Origin of the sequence: Draconibacterium sediminis, assembly GCF_000949475.1 — a bacterium.
Taxonomy (GTDB): Bacteria; Bacteroidota; Bacteroidia; order Bacteroidales; family Prolixibacteraceae; genus Draconibacterium; species Draconibacterium sediminis.
The window spans coordinates 1,840,216-1,858,307 of record NZ_JRHC01000001.1; the positions used below are offsets into that span (position 1 = coordinate 1,840,216).

At 41.3% G+C, this 18,092-nt stretch carries 11 protein-coding genes; 10 read left to right on the top strand and 1 reads right to left on the bottom strand.

What is annotated here, in order from left to right; genetic code table 11:
* Position 1 precedes the first annotated feature (1 nt).
* Both LH29_RS07375 and LH29_RS07380 read left to right on the top strand, forming a co-directional pair.
* The gene (locus LH29_RS07375; protein WP_198152363.1) at positions 2-937 is read left to right on the top strand and encodes an ROK family protein; all 936 of its coding nucleotides are present in this window, start codon (positions 2-4) and stop codon (positions 935-937) included.
* Between the two features lie 13 nt (positions 938-950).
* The gene (locus LH29_RS07380; protein WP_045027292.1) at positions 951-2,093 is read left to right on the top strand and encodes an MFS transporter; all 1,143 of its coding nucleotides are present in this window, start codon (positions 951-953) and stop codon (positions 2,091-2,093) included.
* An 18-nt stretch (positions 2,094-2,111) separates the two neighbouring features.
* On the opposite strand, the gene LH29_RS07385 is transcribed toward LH29_RS07380, so the two are convergent.
* On the bottom strand, positions 2,112-2,690 hold the full coding sequence (locus LH29_RS07385; protein WP_045027294.1) for an RNA polymerase sigma factor: 579 nt from the start codon (positions 2,688-2,690) through the stop codon (positions 2,112-2,114).
* 163 nt (positions 2,691-2,853) lie between these two features.
* Between LH29_RS07385 and LH29_RS07390 the strand changes: the two genes are divergently transcribed.
* The 8 genes from LH29_RS07390 (at position 2,854) to LH29_RS07425 (ending at position 18,080) form a co-directional block, all read left to right on the top strand.
* Positions 2,854-3,825, top strand: a complete 972-nt coding sequence (locus LH29_RS07390; protein WP_045027297.1) for a FecR family protein — start codon at positions 2,854-2,856, stop codon at positions 3,823-3,825.
* A gap of 190 nt (positions 3,826-4,015) precedes the next feature.
* Complete coding sequence (locus LH29_RS07395; RefSeq protein WP_157493606.1) at positions 4,016-7,360, top strand: TonB-dependent receptor; 3,345 nt, start codon at positions 4,016-4,018, stop codon at positions 7,358-7,360.
* Positions 7,361-7,371: 11 nt separating this feature from the next.
* A complete protein-coding gene (locus LH29_RS07400; protein ID WP_045027299.1) occupies positions 7,372-9,009 on the top strand; it encodes a RagB/SusD family nutrient uptake outer membrane protein in 1,638 nt (545 codons plus the stop codon).
* Between the two features lie 47 nt (positions 9,010-9,056).
* On the top strand, positions 9,057-10,196 hold the full coding sequence (locus LH29_RS07405; protein ID WP_045028928.1) for a SusE domain-containing protein: 1,140 nt from the start codon (positions 9,057-9,059) through the stop codon (positions 10,194-10,196).
* 66 nt (positions 10,197-10,262) lie between these two features.
* Positions 10,263-11,408, top strand: coding sequence for a glycoside hydrolase family 76 protein (locus LH29_RS07410; RefSeq protein WP_045027302.1), 1,146 nt, complete (start codon positions 10,263-10,265; stop codon positions 11,406-11,408).
* A 37-nt stretch (positions 11,409-11,445) separates the two neighbouring features.
* On the top strand, positions 11,446-13,833 hold the full coding sequence (locus tag LH29_RS07415) for a LamG-like jellyroll fold domain-containing protein (protein ID WP_045027304.1): 2,388 nt from the start codon (positions 11,446-11,448) through the stop codon (positions 13,831-13,833).
* A 49-nt stretch (positions 13,834-13,882) separates the two neighbouring features.
* Entirely contained in the window at positions 13,883-15,880 is a 1,998-nt protein-coding gene (locus LH29_RS07420) for a glycoside hydrolase family 97 protein (protein WP_045027307.1), read from the top strand.
* A 37-nt stretch (positions 15,881-15,917) separates the two neighbouring features.
* A complete protein-coding gene (locus LH29_RS07425; RefSeq protein WP_045027309.1) occupies positions 15,918-18,080 on the top strand; it encodes a GH92 family glycosyl hydrolase in 2,163 nt (720 codons plus the stop codon).
* Positions 18,081-18,092: the final 12 nt, after the last annotated feature.

Sequence of the window (18,092 nt, forward strand, 5' to 3'; positions counted from 1 at the left end):
AATGAGTATGAAATACGCAGTTGGAGTAGATATAGGAGGGAGTCACATTAGCTCGGTTGTGGTTGATATGAATTCCGGCGAAATGCTAAAAGATAGCCTGGCTGAAGTTGAGGTCGACAATCAGGCTGCTGCCGACGAGATTCTGGATAAATGGGCCGCTGCAATTAGTGAATCCATAATGTCAATCGACAGGGATGATCTGATTGGAATTGGCCTTGCCGTGCCCGGGCCATTTGATTATAAAAATGGTGTTGCCTTACTAAAGAACGTGGCAAAATACGAGAGCCTTTATGGAATTAATGTGGGCGACGAAATGAAAAAACGTTTGGATTTGCCCGCTGAATTTCCTTTTCGCTATTCCAATGATGCGCTATCATTTGCTATTGGCGAATGCTGGGGTAGCAAAGCTGCAAACTATAAAAATGTAGTGGCTATTACTCTGGGTACCGGATTTGGCTCAGCCTTTTTAAGCAGCGGCGTTCCAGTAATTGAGGGCGATCGGGTGCCTGAATCGGGATATGTTTACCACATACCATACGAAAACGGGATTGCCGACGACTATTTTTCAACACGTTGGTTTCTTGGTGAATATAAAAACAGAACCGGAACTGTCTGCAGTGGTGTAAAAGAGATTGCAGACCGAGTTGGCAACGATGAGGCTGCCAAAGCACTTTTCGATGATTTCGGAAGAAATCTGGCCAGTTTCCTTGTTCCTGTTCTCGCTAATTTTGATGCTGATTGTTTGGTGATTGGCGGAAATATCTCGCGGGCTTACCCATTGTTTAGTACTGCTTTCAAGCGTGTTTTGAATGAGCAGGAAATAAACATTGAAATAATGATTTCGGAGTTAATGGAGTCGGCAGCAATGGTAGGAAGCGCCCGGCTTTTGGATGAAGAATTTTGGACTAAAATGGAGCCACTGGTGGCTAAAATTTAACGATCAATAACTTATGAGCAAAAAATCGAATTTAGCCGTACTGCCGGTTTTGTTTAGCTTCTTTATTATGGGCTTTGCCGATGTGGTCGGCATTTCATCCAGCTATGTAAAGCAGGACTTTGGCCTGAGTGATTCAATGGCCAACCTCTTACCTATGATGGTTTTTCTGTGGTTCGCCGTGTTTTCTGTACCCACGGGTGTGCTAATGAACAAACTGGGGCGGAAAAATACCGTATTGCTGAGTATCGTGGTTACGCTGCTGGCATTGCTGGTGCCATTGGCCACTTACAGTTATACCATGGTTCTGATTGCCTTTGCTTTGCTGGGTATCGGAAACACGATTTTGCAGGTGGCATTAAATCCGCTTTTAACCAATGTGGTTAGTGGCGAGAAATTAACCAGTAGCCTTACACTTGGCCAGTTTGTAAAAGCCATTGCTTCGTTTATAGGGCCTATTGTTGCAGGTGTGGCATCAGGCACATTCGGAAACTGGAAACTTATATTTCCATTTTTTGCTTCAGTTACTCTGTTGTCAGGATTGTGGCTTTTATTGGCTCCGATTCAAAAAGAACAATCAAACAGTGAAACGGCCGGCTTTGCCGCAAGCTTCAAATTGTTAAAAGATCCGGTTATGCTGAGTTTCTTTTTTGCAATTGTGGTTTTAGTGGGAATCGATGTTGGGTTGAACGTTACTTTACCCAAGTTTTTGATGGAACGTACCGTGATGCCGTTGGAGAAAGCCGGACTGGGTACGAGCTTATATTTTGCGGCCCGTACCATCGGTACTTTTATCGGCGCCATTTTATTGATGAAATATTCGGGGCGGAAATTTTACATCGGCAGTGCGGTTTTAGGAATTTTTGCGCTGGTGGTTATGGTTGCTGTTCCCGGTCCGGTTTCGCTGATGTATATAATGATATTTTGTTCCGGGCTGGCAGTTGCCAATGTGTTTTCCATCGTTTTTTCGGCAGCATTGCGCCGAAAGCCGGAGTATGCAAACGAAGTTTCGGGCTTGCTGATAATGGGAGTAGCAGGTGGTGCAATAGTTCCGCCGGTTATGGGTGTGGTATCCGATACTGCAGGACAAACAGGGGCAATGCTTGTTGTGCTTTTGTTATTTGTGTATCTTTTGGTAAACGCGTTAAAAATGAAATAGCGGGTAACGCCGGAGCTGTTATTTGGAGTTAACAAACAGGTCGATAAAAAGCAGGGCAAGGAAACCGTATTCGGTTAAATTCTTTTTGATGAATTTGCTTGCTTTGCTTAAATGGTCTTCAACTGTTTTTATTGAAATACCAAGTTCGGCAGCAATTGTTTTATTCGCTAAACCTTGTTCTTTGCTAAGTTGATATATTTTTTTTCGTTGCGGAGGTAGTTGTTCTATCAGGTCGTTGAGCTTGTCGGATAACTGGTTGTAGTTAAACTGCGACTCAGTATCGATGCTATTTGTTATCGATTTGTTTTTCAGGTGTTCCAAATAGTCTTTTTCGGAAAGTTTTTTGCGAAAAACAGAAACGATGGTGTTTTTAGCCACCGTAAATAAGTAGGCGTCGAGATTTGAGTCTTTCTTCAATTTGTTTCTGTTCATCCAAACATTAACAAATACTTCCTGTACGATATCGAGAACTTCAGATTCCGATTTTAGGTATGCCATTGCAAAGCGATACAGCCTTGGGCTATATTCGGCATACAAATCATTAATGGCAGTTTTATCGCCGTCAATAAATCGATTAATTAGTTTCTCGTTATTCATCTGTCGCTGTTAGCTAGAACTCACAAATCTATAAAATGTTTTCAGATTCTGGCTGAATGAAACAGGGGAGTATGATTCATGAAGATAGAAAAATGAAAAAAATGTAAATCCGAAGCAGGGGTTTTTTATACTTTACACGTTTAACAAGCGAGTACAAGATTATATGAAAGAATATTACAAAAAATATATCGATAACAATTGCACGGAGGATGAGTTTCAGCAGTTTGTTGAATTGTTTGTAAAACCGGACAAGCAGTTGGTTTTGGATGCCAATATGAAGGAGCATTGGAAACATACAAAAGCTGAGGAAACAGAAACTCCCGATTTATCGGATACGCTACACAAAATTCATTACGAAATAAATAGCCAGGAACCACGAACAGGCAAAACCCGAAAATTAGTAACTTATTTAACCCGGGTGGCAGCAGTTCTTTTTATTCCCCTGGCCATTGCTCTGTTTTTTACACTTGAGAAATCGAACAGTAGCGCCGAGCTGCAGACTGTTTCAACGCCGCTGGCCTCAAAAACCCATTTTGTTTTACCCGATGGTTCTGAAGTTTGGCTGAACTCAGGTTCTTCCATAGAATATCCGAAAGAATTCAGCAGAAAAAAGCGTTTGGTTAAACTGAGTGGAGAAGCCTATTTTGATGTTCAGAAAAGCAAAACACCATTTGAAGTTGTTACTGAGAATGTACAGGTAAATGTATTGGGTACGGCTTTTAATGTAATGAGTTATTCAAATACCAACCCTGAAGTAACATTGGAAAGGGGAAAAGTACAATTGATTTCAAAGTCGGGTGAAGAAAAAGTTCTGGCACCCGGACAGCAAGCTGTAATTGATGCTGAAAACTCTTCAATTCAGGTGCAAAAAGTGGATACCGAAATTTATTCGTCGTGGATTGATAATAAGTTGATATTCAGAAATGAATCGTTGAAAGATGTTGTTGAACGGCTGGAGCGGTGGTATAATATTTCGATTGAACTGGATGATCAATATATTTCAGACAAAAAATTGACGGCAACAATAGAATACGAGTCGATTACAGAAGTGATGGACTTGTTGGAAATAACAATGTCGTTAAAATATGAATACGATAAGAACGAAAGAAAACTGATTGTAAAACCAATAAAATAACATATCTGCCTATGGAATAAGTAACCAGAACTAAACCTCCAAAAACATAAAAGAAGTGGAGAAGCCACCAACTTCCCCACCTCCGAAAAATAATTATCAGAATTATTAATCTTAATACGTCAAATCTATGAAAAAAAAGAGATTGAAGGAAATCCCTTTGTGGAGTTTCTTCTTAAAACTTTTAAGACTTATGAAAGTAACTTTGTTTTTGTTATGTATTAGTGTTTTTTCAGTAATGGCTAAGGAAAGCTATTCGCAGGTAACACGCTTATCTGTTGAACTGAAAAATACGGATGTCAAAAGTGTCCTTGAAGAAATTGAAAATCAAAGCGAGTTTTATTTTTTCTACTCCGAGGATGTAGTCGACACAGAGCGTAAAGTGTCAGTTAGTTTTAGAAATACTGACATCGAGAAAATTCTAACAGAAATATTTTATAACACCGGTGTTGAGTATAAAATTGTTGGCAGGCAGGTAGCCCTGTTTAAAGGCGAGTTTGATGATGCAAACTTTCCGGCGGTGCAACAACAGTCCGTAACCGGAACGGTTACCGGAGCTGATGGTTTGCCAATTCCGGGTGTTACAGTGTTTGTAAAAGGTACTACCCAGGGAACGGTTACCGACATTGATGGAAATTTCCAGGTAAGCAATGTTGGACCTGATGCCATGCTGTCTTTCTCATTTGTTGGGATGCTATCGCAGGAAGTTGTTGTGGGCAACCAAAGCAATATTTCGGTGGTAATGGAAGAAGACGCCATTGGTATCGAGGAAGTTGTGGTAATTGGTTACGGTACCATGCAAAAGAAAAACCTGATTGGTTCTGTTGATCAGGTAAACTCAGATTTAATTGAAAATCGTCCGGTTGCAAATGCGGTACAGGCTTTACAGGGAGCTTCGGCTAACCTTGTTATTCAGCAACGCAGCATGAACCCGAACGACAATAACATGAATATTAACATTCGTGGTGTAAGTACCATGAATAACAATAACCCATTGGTGGTAATCGACGGAATGATCACCGAGATGGGAAGTTTAAATAACCTGAATCCGGCGGATATTGAAAATGTATCGGTGTTAAAAGACGCCGGTAGTGCTGCTATTTACGGTTCGCGCTCGTCAAATGGGGTAATTTTGGTAACCACTAAAAAAGGTGCGAAAAGTGATAAGCCGACTGTGCGTGTTAGCTCAATGACAGGTTTTCAGGATCCGGATGTATTGTTTTCTCCTGTAAAAGGTTACGAAAATGCCTTGTTAAAAAACCAAGCATTAATTAATGCGGATGCACCACCACAATATACTCCTGCAGAAATCAGAGATTTTCAGCAGAACGGCGATGGACAGTGGTTTCTTGATGGAATTCTGCAATCAGCCTTGCAGCAAAATTACAACGCGAGTATTTCAGGTGGTAACGAAACTTCTACCTACATGGTTTCTGCAGGTTATTATAACCAGGAAAGTAACTTTGTTGGCAGTTTCGGAATTGAGCGTTACAATTTCAGAACCAACCTGGTAAACCAATACGGTAAATTGAAATTAAGTGCTTTAATGGCTTATAATCGTACCATGCAGAATGCGCCAAATGCCAGTACAGGATTCCTTATCGTTGACGGTTCGCGAATTCCGCCATACTACACTTACCAATTGCAAGCCGACAACGGTAAGTACCTGATCAACGATGCACTTTCGCAATTTAACCCTCTCGGACAATTGGCCGGTGGTTTTCAGAAAAAAGACGATGATAATTTTCTTGGAAGTTTGAACGCCGAACTGGATGTGGCAAAAGGTTTAAAGGCAAAAGCTATGTTAGGCTTCGATTTAGGAGCAAACCACCGTTTTATCAGAGGTTTGGAAGTTCCGTTCTACTCCAGCCCAACTGCTGAAGTACCAAGTTCGTATGCCAACGAAACAAGACCTACAGAAGATTACAACGAGAAAAGGTATATTCTGAATACACAGTTTTTATTGGATTATAACCGTTCGTTCAACGAAGACCATAATGTGTCCGGTTTGATTGGGGTTTCTAACGAGTCGTATAAACGTCAGGCCAACGAGATAAGGATGAGATATACCGACCCTGATCTCGGATTACCGGAATCTGATACAGAAATTGATCCGGATAGTTACAACACACCGGCACAAACACAAGAAAGAAGTATTTACTCTATTTTTGGCCGTGCAGGTTATAACTATAAAGACAAATATTACGGCGAATTTAGTTTCCGCTACGATGGTTCTTCAAAATTTGCTGAAGACTACCGCTGGGGATTTTTCCCGTCGTTTACTGGTGGCTGGCGTTTGTCTGAAGAAAGTTTTATGGACAACTACAAAAGCAATATTGGCGACCTGAAACTTCGTGGTTCCTATGGTGTGTTGGGTAACCAAAATGTTGATGATTACGCGTACTTTACAACCTATACCGTGTATAATAACAGTTATGGTTTTAACAATGAGTCAGTTGCAGGGACAGGTTTCGATTTAGGAAATAGTCTGCTGCAATGGGAGCAATCAAAGAACTTTAATATTGGTGCCGATGCTACTTTCTTCAATTATCAATTATCGGTATCAGTTGATTATTTTAATAAGCTTACTTCCCAAATTTTGTTAACACCGGTTTTCCCTTCTTTATTTGGAGGTGCCTTCCCAAAAGAAAATGCAGGCGAAATGAGAAACCGTGGATGGGAAGTTACCATAAACTATCATGCCAAAACAGGGGATGTTGGACACAATGTGAGATTAAATCTTGCTGATTCTCAGAATGAAGTAGTTGATTTTGGTGGTAACGAACGAATCGATGAAAATGATCAACTACGTAAACTTATTCGCGAAGGCGAGGCATTGGGATCGTATTTTGGTTTTAAAACGGATGGCTATTTCCAAAGCTATGAGGATATCGAAAATAGTGTTTTACCAATTGGAGTAACTGTTGAGCCTGGTGATGTAAAATATGTAGACAAGAATAACGATGGTGTTATCGACGACAAAGACCGTCAGGTTTTAGGAAATGCATTCCCCCGTTATACTTTCGGATTGAACTACGATGTTACCTGGAAAGGATTTGACCTTGGTATGTTAATTCAGGGTGTAGGAAAACGCGATATGTTCCTGCGCGGTGAGCTTGTGGAGCCTTTCCACGCGAATTACTCGTACGTAATGTACCAGCATCAGTTGGATTTCTGGACTCCGGTAAATCCTGATGCGGAATGGCCACGACTGTCGGCTCCCGGATCATCATCTTCTATACATAACTGGGGCAAACCATCTGATATCTACATTTTTAATGCGGCTTATGTGCGCTTAAAAAACATCCAGTTGGGTTACACATTACCAAAAGAATTGACCTCAAAAGTAGGTGTTCAAAAATTGCGATTGAGTGTAAATGCTCAGAATTTGTTCACACTTTCAAATGTTTCCTTTATCGATCCTGAATCAACAGAGTTTGGAAGTAATATGGGGGGCGTTGGAGGAATTGGAGCGAATAGCGGCCGGAATTACCCTACGCTTAAGTACTACGGTTTTGGTTTAGAATTAGAATTTTAAAATTAAATGACATGAAGATGAAATTTCTAAAATATAGTGCCGGCGTTGCAAGTTTAATTTTAATACTATTTACTTCTTGTAACGATTTGGATTTGGCACCAACAAATAGGTTTACAGAAGCCAATTACTGGACATCGCCCGAAAAAGCCAACCTGGTTTTAAACATGGCCTATAGCCAGATGTATAACTCGGGCTACTTTTTCTCTACAGAAGCGCTTAGCGATAATATTTTTGAAGGTAGAGGAGTGAGTTCGGAGAAAATTATTTCTTCTGGACAGGCTGATGCGTCAAACAATCGTTTTGCAAACGAATGGAGAGATTGTTACGCCGGTATTAAAACCTGTCATACTTTTCTTGAAAATGTTGACAGGGTAGAAGGGATGGACGAAGACCTGAAAGCAAGAATGAATGCCGAAGCGCGTTTTATCCGTGCTTACCTGTATTTCCGTTTAACTACATGGTATGGCGACGTTCCGTTATTTAAAACCGATATTACGTTGGATGAATCGAAAACAATTGCAAGAACCTCGCAAGAAGAAGTGCTGGCTTTTGTACGTAACGAGCTTGACGCAGTTGCTGCTGTATTGCCAACAAACGAAGAATACAGTGAAGAAGATAACGGTAGAATTACTGCCGGAGCTGCTGTGGCACTTAAAGCCAGAACTTACTTATACAGTAACGACTGGCAAAATGTGGTAAACACCTGCGAAGAGTTGATTAACTCTGATCAGTATGGTTCATACAGTTTGTTCCCATCGTACGAAGGCATTTTCCTTCCTGAAAATGAATATAACGATGAAGTAATTCTTGATTTGGGATATGTGCCGTCGTTACGCACCTGGGGAGAATATTTCGATTATGCACCACTTTCAGTTGGAGCACGTGTAAATCAAATGGCTCCAACACAGGAATTGGTTGATGATTACCTGATGATGAACGGAAGAACCATTGATGATGCAAACTCGGGATACGACGAGAACGATCCGTATGTTCGTCGCGACCCACGTTTAACAGCAACTGTGGTTTATCACGAATTCCCTTGGAAATTGCCTAGCGGAACAATTCAGACCATTTACATTAAGCCGGGTACTGCGCCTGACGAAAGTGCCGAAGTGGATGAATACAAAGGTCAGGGTACCAACTCTACATCAACAGGGTATTACATGCGTAAGTACTACGATCCGCAATCACTGGCATCGTTTACTTCGGGCCTGAATTTGATTTTGATTCGTTATGCCGATGTGCTGTTAATGTACGCCGAAGCTAAAAACGAACTGAGCCAGATGGATGAGAATGTTTGGAACAGTACTATTAAAGTTATACGCGAACGTGCCGGTTTTTCGGATGCGAGTGCTTTAAATTTTGATAGTTCGTTAAGCCAGGCTGATCTTCGTGATATTATTCGCCGCGAACGCCGCATAGAGCTGGCTCTGGAAGGATTACGCATTTTTGATATTCGTCGTTGGGAAACTGCAGAGACCGTTTTAAATGGTAATCCGCACGGAGCTAAATATGGCGATCCAAGTATGGATAATGGTTACATCAGACTCGATAAAAGAACCTTTAATCCCGAAAGAGATTATTTATGGGCAGTTCCGCAGTCGCAAAAAGATATAAATCCAAATCTTGGTCAAAACCCAGGCTACTAATTTAAGTGATTCAAAAAATGAACAATAAACACAAACATATATCGATTATGAAAACACTAATTATAAAACTTACCATATTAACTTCATTACTTATTGCCTTTGCAGGATGTGAAGACGAAGTACTAAGAGACACACGTGTTACTGCAGTACAAACTTTGTACGAACCTGCCGATAACAAGGTATTGGTGTTACAAACCTCGGCAACGGCTTCCGAATATTTTGAGTGGGAGCCAGCAAAAGCTGAAGACAGTGGAATGGTACTTTACGAAGTGGCCTTTGATGTTGAAGGAGGTGACTTCTCAGCACCGATTTATAAAATGGCCTCGGATAATAACGGAGGTTATAATCACGCTTCAATTACGCACAAACAGTTAAATAAAATATGTGCGCTCGCGGGTATCGGTTCAGCAGAAACAGGCAAAATCATATGGACTGTATTCTCTTCAAAAGGAATTAACGATTTGAAAGGCGAGGAAGTAAGAACGATGGAAATTACCCGATTGGCTGGTTTCGCCGATGTTCCTGGTGATGTTTTCGTTACAGGTGCCGGATCGGAAGGTGGAAGTGATTTAGCCAATGCAAGCATTATGAAAGGAGTTGCACCAGGTGAATTTGAAATTTACACTAAACTTACTGCGGGCGAAGAGTACTTCTTTACCGATGGAAAAGCCGGTGAAACGCGTCAGTTCTACATCGATAACGGTGTAATTAAAGAAGGTGCTTCAACAAGTACAGTTGAAAATACTGCAGTTTACCGTATCAATATCGATTTTACTGTTGGTTCTGTAGTAATGACTGAAATTGTTGACTTCCAGCTGCATTTTGCTCCAACTGATGAGTTCTTGTATTCCTTGGCATACCAGGGTGGCGGTATCTTTAAAGCAAGCAACCAGCCGCTTGAATTCAAGCAGGAAGGTTGGGGACGTGATGAGCGTTACAAATTCAGAATGACCATTAAAGATGCCGATGGTAACGATGCTTACGAATGGTGGGGTACATTGAATCAAACCGATGGCCGCCCAACTGGAAACGAAGAATATTACTACATGGCACCTGTTGCTGAATCGAGATGGGACGACAAGTGGAAATTCGATGGAATTATGGATATGGCCTACATCGATGTAATTGCCTATTTCTGGGCAGAAGGACCTTATACACACAATGTTATCAAAGTTGGTGATCAATAGATAGAGTTAAGGTAGAACTGGGGCAGGGGAAACCCTGTCTCAGTTTATTTTTTTAGAAATTGAGGTATGAGTAAAAGATTGATAGTATTAGCGATAATTAGCCTGTTTGTTTTCCAGGCATGTGAGAAGGATGAAGTTGATCCGGGAAATGGCGGTGGTGAAGAAACTGCAATAAGCTGGGCAGCGGCTGCCGACAGCAGCAGCTCGTCGTTTATTTATTCATACTGGAATCCGGCAGCAGCATATTTTCATTACAATAACCTGAATAACACTGATTTTCACTACTGGCCGCAGGCTCATGCGCTGGATGTTGCCATAGATGCCTACGAAAGGACAGGAGACAATTTTTACCTGACTACCATTAATGACTGGTACGAAGGTGTAAAAGCCAAAAACGGCAACACGTTTTTAAACGTTTTCTACGACGATATGGAATGGAATGCACTGGCTATGTTACGTGCTTATAATGCAACCAACCAGGAGCGTTATAAAACAGCGGCTATTTCGGTTTGGGAAGACATACAAACCGGATGGAACGACAATGCCGGTGGTGGTATTTCGTGGAAAAAAGATCAGCCATACAGCAAAAACGCCTGTTCAAACGGACCGGCCTCTATTTTGGCTGCACGACTTTATCAGCAGTTTGGCAATGAGGAGGATAAAGAATGGGCGCTAAAGATTTACGACTGGGAAAAGGAATATCTTTTTAATCCTGCCAACGGAGCAGTTTATGATAATATTGACAGTCGTACCGGAGATATTCAAAAAGCCTGGATTTTTACCTATAACCAGGGAACATTTTTGGGTTCGGCCCTCGAATTATATAACATTACGGGCGAGAAAAGTTATTTAAACGATGCGCAAAAAGCTGCCGATTATACACTGAATACTTTGGTAAATGGTAGCGACCGGTTGTTAAAAGATGAAGGTGCCGGCGATGGTGGTTTGTTTAAAGGAATATTTGTACGCTATTTCACACAACTCATTCTTCATCCTGATTTATCAGACGGTACCCGGAACCGCTACCTGCAATTTCTGAAATACAATGCAGAAAAACTGTGGCAGGAAGGAACCGATAAAAATAAATTGCTTTACGGAACATATTGGAAAAACAAACCGGGAAGCACCAGCGATTTAACCACGCAAACCAGTGGAGCCATGTTAATTGAGGCCGCCGCTTTATTGGAAGCAGAAGGGCTTATTAATCCTTAATCTAACTTTGTTATTGATTAAAAGACTAACAAAACAAATGATACGATCGGTATTTATTGGTATTGCGACGCTGGTATTTATATTGTGTGCAGTGCATTCAAAAGCACAGAGCTATGTGCTGAAATTCAATACCAATGAGCCCGAAAGTTATATCGATTGCGGAAATTTTGATGAGTATGTTTCCGGTGATTTTACCATCGAAACCCGGATATATATCGACAGTTGGGCCGGAAACTACATACTTGCCGATGAGTCGTGGAACGCTGCTTCCGGTTCGGTTGGATTTGCATTTCGGTTTAATTCAAACGGAAACGTAGAAGTAAATGTGGGAACCGGAGAATGGGAAGCCGTTACAACTACCGGAAACCAACTCGAAACAGGCAAATGGCAACATGTTGCCGTTTCTGTGAGTACCAACAATGAGGTGAAAATTTTTGTTGATGGCATTTTGGTTGGCAACGGAACTTTGAGTAAACCAATGATTGCATCGGGAACCCATGTTTTTATGGGCGAAGGTTCGGAGTGGAAAAACCGCCGTTTGGATGGTAAATTATCCGATTTCAGAGTTTGGAATACAGCTCGAACAGCAGAAGAAATTAACTTAAATAAAAGCATTCAACTCAATGGCAACGAAGATGGTCTGGTAGCCAACTGGCTGTTGAATGAAGGACAGGGTGATTCCATTATGGATCTAACCTCACAGCATAATCTGAAAAGAGGAGCAGGAACAGAATGGACGCAAAAAGACAATATTCTCGTTAACGGAAGTCTGAAAATTCTGGACAGTGGAAAAGACTCGGTGTTGTTAAGTGTTGCCGGAGAAGTTATTACCGATTGGAGTGTGACAGAAACCAAAATCCCAGGCGAGTTTTCATTCCGGAAAGTTGACGATCAATCTGCATATCTGGTTTACACTGCCGAAACTTCAAACTATCAAAACGATACAATTTCGATAAAAGGTACCACTGCTAATGCTAACGATATTGAAGCGTTAGTGCCGGTTGATTTATACGACAATAAATACCAGTACTTCGGTGAAAGGTTACTGGATCAAATTCACCACGAGTTTTACAACAAAAGCAATGGTTTGTATGCAGAAGCAATTGATGAATCATCAAATTTTAAACAAGCAAGCAGTTTTGTTTGGCCGGCTTCGCATATGTTACGGGCATTAACAAATGCCTGGAAATTAAATCCTGAAAAATACGAAAGGCTTTTGTTTAACTACCTGTGGGCTATCGACACGTACAAAGTTACAACAGCGGGAAGAACCGGTTATGCGGTACTTCCGGGAAATACAGGAAACCGTTTTTACGATGACAACGGACAACTGATGATGCCGTTCAGTATGATTTATGATCAGGCGCAGGATGCTACCGCTCTTGAAAATCTGAAAGTGGCCTACGAGTTTAACAACGAAATTCGCGACAGTCGCTACGCCATTCCGCAACACGAAGATCAACTTGGCTTTGGAATGTTATTTTCCATGTCGGTTAATTACACCAGTTACGCCGCTGCCAAACTGTATCAGTACACAGACGAAACCCGATACCTGAACGAAGCATTGACTTATTACGAGTTGGAGAATGATTTTTCGGTAAAAATTAAAGATTCGAATACAAAACTGTTTAACCAGGCCAGTTATTACCAAAACGGCAGCTGGTCGCTGAATGGTACAGTTAACGGAAATCAGGCCTGGGGAGGTGGTTATCGGGCCTACCAAACCACGGTTGTTATTCAAAATGCAATTCTTTTGTATCAGCTTACAAACGAGCAAAGATACCTTGATGATGCCCACGAAATGATGAACAGTTGTATCGATCGTTGGTATAAACCGGGACAAGGCTTAAGCGAGATTTCGTTTTGGGGTGGCGATGATATGATTGATGCTTTGTTGGATATGTACCGGGAAACGGCAGAGGATCGATTTTATAACATTGCGGCTGATATTATGGATTTTCTAAGTGCCTACAACAGAGATAAGCGCGGTTACTACGCAAGTAGCTATAACGATGTGGATGGAAAATGGAATCTGAACAGAATAAACGAAAATCCTTCAGATATTGGTATGATGGGGCAGGCTGCTGCCGCTTCATCGTTTTTAAATGTTGCTTACAGCACTTTAAATCCGGTTACTGATGTAGACGAAATTGAAATTTCCGAAAAAAGACAAATGCTAACGATATTTCCCAACCCGGTTTTGGCAGGCGAGGAAATCAGCATTCATTTGCCGGAAAAAACAGAGAACGAATGTGATCTGTATTTGTATAACCAGGCGGGGCAGTTGATGCAAACATTCAAATCAAAAGATTTATCAGATAGCGGGCAGATCTCTGTCTTACCGGAAATCAGGACTCCAGGAATTTATTTTATTCGAGTCATCACGGGAAATAAGTCATATCAGGCAAAAGTAATTATGTACTGAAAATGGATTAATCGGATGATGACGACTCAATTACCTAAATCAACAATAAATGAAGCGATTAGATTTCAAACTAAAATTATTTAAGATTACGAAAGTATTTTTTGGCATTTTACTGGTTTGTCTGTATTCCGGTTCTGCGATTGCCAAGGGAGGCATCGAAGAACTAACATCTCCTGATAACAATATCAAGGTTCGAATTGAATTGGCCGACAGAATTTATTACTCGGTTAGTGCCAATAACTTTTTGTTGTTGGAAAAGAGCTACTTGGAGCTCCGGTTAAAAGATCAGATTTTGGGTGAAAACCCGAATCTTACCCAAAAAAAACGTAGTACCATTCAAGAGCAGATCAACCGTGAAATTCCATTAAAGAACGCTGTTGTTGATAATCATTGCAATGTTCTTTTGTTAAAATTCAAAGGTGATTATTCTGTTGAATTCAGAGCTTACAATGATGGAGTTGCTTATCGTTTTATCACAAATAAGGGTGACAAAGACATTGAAGTATTGGATGAAGCGGTTCATCTTCAGTTTCCGTCCACTTTCGATGCCGTGCTCTCACCGACACGTTCATTCAAAACTTCGTACGAAATATCGTATGTTGAATCGAATACAGCTGACGCCGAAGGTTTAGCTAAAAGCACACTACCTATTCTGATTGACAGTAAACAGCGTTTCAAGATTTTATTTTCAGAAGCCGACCTGTTTGATTATCCATGTTTATTTATGAAAGGCGTTGAAGGAAATGCGATGAACAGTACATTTCCTAAATGTCCGCTTGAATTTGGCGAAGATGGTGACCGCAGTCTGAAGATAATTAAAGAGGCGAACTATATTGCAAAAACAACAGGATCGCGCCGTTTCCCATGGCGTGTTTTTATGATCAGTAGCGAAGACAAACAAATCTTCGAAAATGAAATGGTTTTCAAATTATCGCGGCCCAATGAATTGGGAAATGTTGACTGGATAAAACCAGGGCAGGTAAGCTGGGAATGGTGGCACGATGCACGTTTGTATGGGGTGGATTTTAAATCAGGATATAACCTGGATTCCTATAAATATTACATTGATTTTGCTTCTGATTTTGGCATTCCTTACATCATAATGGATGAAGGCTGGGCAAAATCTACCCGCGATCCCTATACTCCAAATCCCACGATCGATTTATTCAAGCTAATTGAATATGGAAAGACTAAAAATGTAAAAATTGTTTTGTGGTTAACATGGCTGACCGTTGAAAACAATATGGATTTATTTAAAACCTTTAGTGAATGGGGAATTGCCGGAGTTAAGATCGATTTTATGGACAGGAGCGATCAATGGATGGTAAACTATTACGAAAGAGTTGCACGCGAGGCTGCCAAATACCATCTTTTTGTTGATTATCACGGATCTTTTAAACCGGCGGGGATGGAACGTGCCTTGCCAAATATTCTTTCCTATGAAGGTATCGTAGGCATGGAACAAAATATTGGAGGCGGACGGGCAACCACTAAGAATAACGCGTATCTCCCATTTATAAGAAATGCTGTTGGGCCTGCAGATTTTACTCCCGGAGCAATGAATTCTGTTCATCCCGAAGATTATAAATCTACCCGAACAAACCCGGTTAGTATCGGTACACGTGCTTATCAACTGGCTTTGTACGTAACACTTGAAAGTGGAATTCAAATGCTGGCAGATAACCCATTTTATTATTATCGTGAGCGGGAATGTACCGAATTTATTACCAGTGTTCCGGTTGTTTGGGACGAAACCCGTGTTTTACAGGCGAAAGCCGGAGAGTACATTGTTGTTGCCAGGCGTAGTAAAGACAAATGGTTTATTGGTGCAATTACCGATACCAAAGAACGTAGCTTCAAATTAAATCTTGATTTTCTTAACGAAGGAGCTGCCTATAAAATGACCGCTTTTCAAGATGGTGTAAACGCCAATGTGCAGGCTATGGATTATAAAAAAGTAACTAAGAATGTGAGTAGCGGAGAAACGATTGAAATAGATCTGGCCAGAGACGGAGGTTGGGCTGCTGTTATTGAACAAGTAAAATAAATTAGAAATACATAATTTCATATTTGAACCAACTAAAATGATACGAACAATTCTACTAATTACATTTATTTTTGCAATGGTTGGCTGCCATACGGCAAGTAACCATTCCAGTCCAAAAAACCCTGAAAAGCTTACCCAATATGTGAATACGTTTCTGGGTACTGCCCCTTTGCAAGACAGCATCGACTGTGGTTACAATCCGCCAAAAGACTGGCGTGTGTGGGCCGGATTAACTTATCCCGGTACTTCGTTGCCAAATGCCATGGTGCAATTGAGCCCAATTACCGAATGGCACAGCGGAGCCGGTTACGAGTACGAAGACGATGTTATTTTAGCTTTTACTCACACCAACAAAGGCCACTGGAATTTGTGTCACATACCGGTTCTTCCGGTTACTGACGGTTATACCACAAATGATTTTGGATCAAAATTCAGCCACGAAAACGAAGCTGCCGAACCGGGTTATTACCAGGTAGAACTCGATCGTTACGGAATTAACGTGGAGCTTACAAGCACCTTGCACTGCGGTTATCATAAGTATGAATATCCAAAAGGTAAACCGCAAAACATGATCTTGAACCTGTCGAAATCGAACGAACGGGTGCGCGACTGGCATATTGAACAGGTCGGTACAAATGCTTTTAAAGGATTTCAGCAAACAGGCGAAAAAATATATTTCTATGCCGAAACCAACCGGACAATAGTAAACCTGAAAACAAGCGGCGATGCACGACGTGAGGTCGCCCTTGTTTCTTTTAATGAATCAGACGAACCGCTCGAGCTTAAACTGGCGCTTTCGTTTGTAAGCACAGAAAATGCGAAGCAGAATCTGGAAGCGGAGTTATCCGGTAAGAGTTTTGAAGAAGTGAAGACTGAAGCTTCGCAAACCTGGGAAAATTTACTTGAAAAAATTAAGGTTGAAGGCGGTACAGAAAAAGAAAAGGAATTGTTTTATTCCTCGTTGTACCGTTCGTTTTTGTGGCCGGCTTTGCGCAGCGATGTAAACGGTGATTTTACTGATGCAACCGGAAAAATTGTAAACAAAGGATTTCGTTACTACACCAATCCTTCATTGTGGGATACTTACCGTAATAAGTTGGTTTTGCTCGGAATGCTTTCGCCCGATGTAACTGCCGATGTTATTCAGTCGCTGATTGATAAAGGCGAAAAAACAGGTTTTATGCCTACCTTTTTTCACGGCGATCATGCAGCACCCTTTATCTCCGGTTCGTACCTGCGCGGAATTCAGGACTATGATATTGAAAGCGCTTACCAGCTGTTGCTAAATAATGCAACAAAAGAAGGAGGTACACGTCCGCATATTACCGAGTACATCGAAAAAGGATACATCTCAACGCCCGAAGTTAAAAATCCGCATGTGGAATCGAAAGCCAAAGCCGGCGTTACCAAAACCCTGGAGTTTGCTTACGATGATTATGCCGTGGCACTTCTTGCAAAAGAACTGAATAAAACGGATGACTATGAGATGCTGATGAAGCGCACTTCAAATTACAAAAACCTGTTCGATCCGTCAACCGGGTTAATGCGCGGACGCCTTGAAAATGGTGATTGGGTATCGGACTTTAACGCAGAATACCCGTATTACGAATACATGTACCGCGAGGCCAACGCCTGGCAGTCGTCGTTTTTTGCACCACACGATACCAAAGGTTTGATTGACTTGTACAAAAGTGAGGCGGAATTTGAGGAAAAGCTGGATTCGTTGTTTTCAATTCCATGGAACAGTTCGCACATTGCCCGCAACGTTTCGTCTTTTATCGGCCAGTATTGCCACGGTAACCAGCCCGATCACAGCTTCCCTTATTTGTACACCTTTATCGGAAAGCAGGAAAAATCGCAGATGTACCTCGATAGTATTATGAACCGTTTTTACGGAATGGGCGAGTGGGGGAATGCGCTTTGCGGAATGGACGATGCCGGTGAAATGTCGGCATGGTATGTTTTTGCAGCCATGGGAATTTATCCATACTCACCGGCCGATGACGATTACATTGTTTCGGTTCCGATTTTTGATTCCGTTAAACTGGATTTGGGTGAGGAATCACAAGTAACCATTACAAAAAAGAATGAGGGGAGAAAGATTAATGATATTATCATTGACGGAAACCAGCTTGACGGGTACTTTGTGTCGTACGATCAACTGAAAACCGGCAATGAATTAATTATTTTAGCCGAATAAAATAAACATCGA

Excerpts from the sequence above, each read along its gene's own strand:
- LH29_RS07375 (WP_198152363.1), top strand. The coding sequence starts at position 2 with ATGAGTATGAAATACGCAGTTGGAGTAGATATAGGAGGGAGTCACATT.
- LH29_RS07380 (WP_045027292.1), top strand. The coding sequence starts at position 951 with ATGAGCAAAAAATCGAATTTAGCCGTACTGCCGGTTTTGTTTAGCTTC.
- LH29_RS07385 (WP_045027294.1), bottom strand. The coding sequence starts at position 2,690 with ATGAATAACGAGAAACTAATTAATCGATTTATTGACGGCGATAAAACT.
- LH29_RS07390 (WP_045027297.1), top strand. The coding sequence starts at position 2,854 with ATGAAAGAATATTACAAAAAATATATCGATAACAATTGCACGGAGGAT.
- LH29_RS07395 (WP_157493606.1), top strand. The coding sequence starts at position 4,016 with ATGAAAGTAACTTTGTTTTTGTTATGTATTAGTGTTTTTTCAGTAATG.
- LH29_RS07400 (WP_045027299.1), top strand. The coding sequence starts at position 7,372 with ATGAAGATGAAATTTCTAAAATATAGTGCCGGCGTTGCAAGTTTAATT.
- LH29_RS07405 (WP_045028928.1), top strand. The coding sequence starts at position 9,057 with ATGAAAACACTAATTATAAAACTTACCATATTAACTTCATTACTTATT.
- LH29_RS07410 (WP_045027302.1), top strand. The coding sequence starts at position 10,263 with ATGAGTAAAAGATTGATAGTATTAGCGATAATTAGCCTGTTTGTTTTC.
- LH29_RS07415 (WP_045027304.1), top strand. The coding sequence starts at position 11,446 with ATGATACGATCGGTATTTATTGGTATTGCGACGCTGGTATTTATATTG.
- LH29_RS07420 (WP_045027307.1), top strand. The coding sequence starts at position 13,883 with ATGAAGCGATTAGATTTCAAACTAAAATTATTTAAGATTACGAAAGTA.
- LH29_RS07425 (WP_045027309.1), top strand. The coding sequence starts at position 15,918 with ATGATACGAACAATTCTACTAATTACATTTATTTTTGCAATGGTTGGC.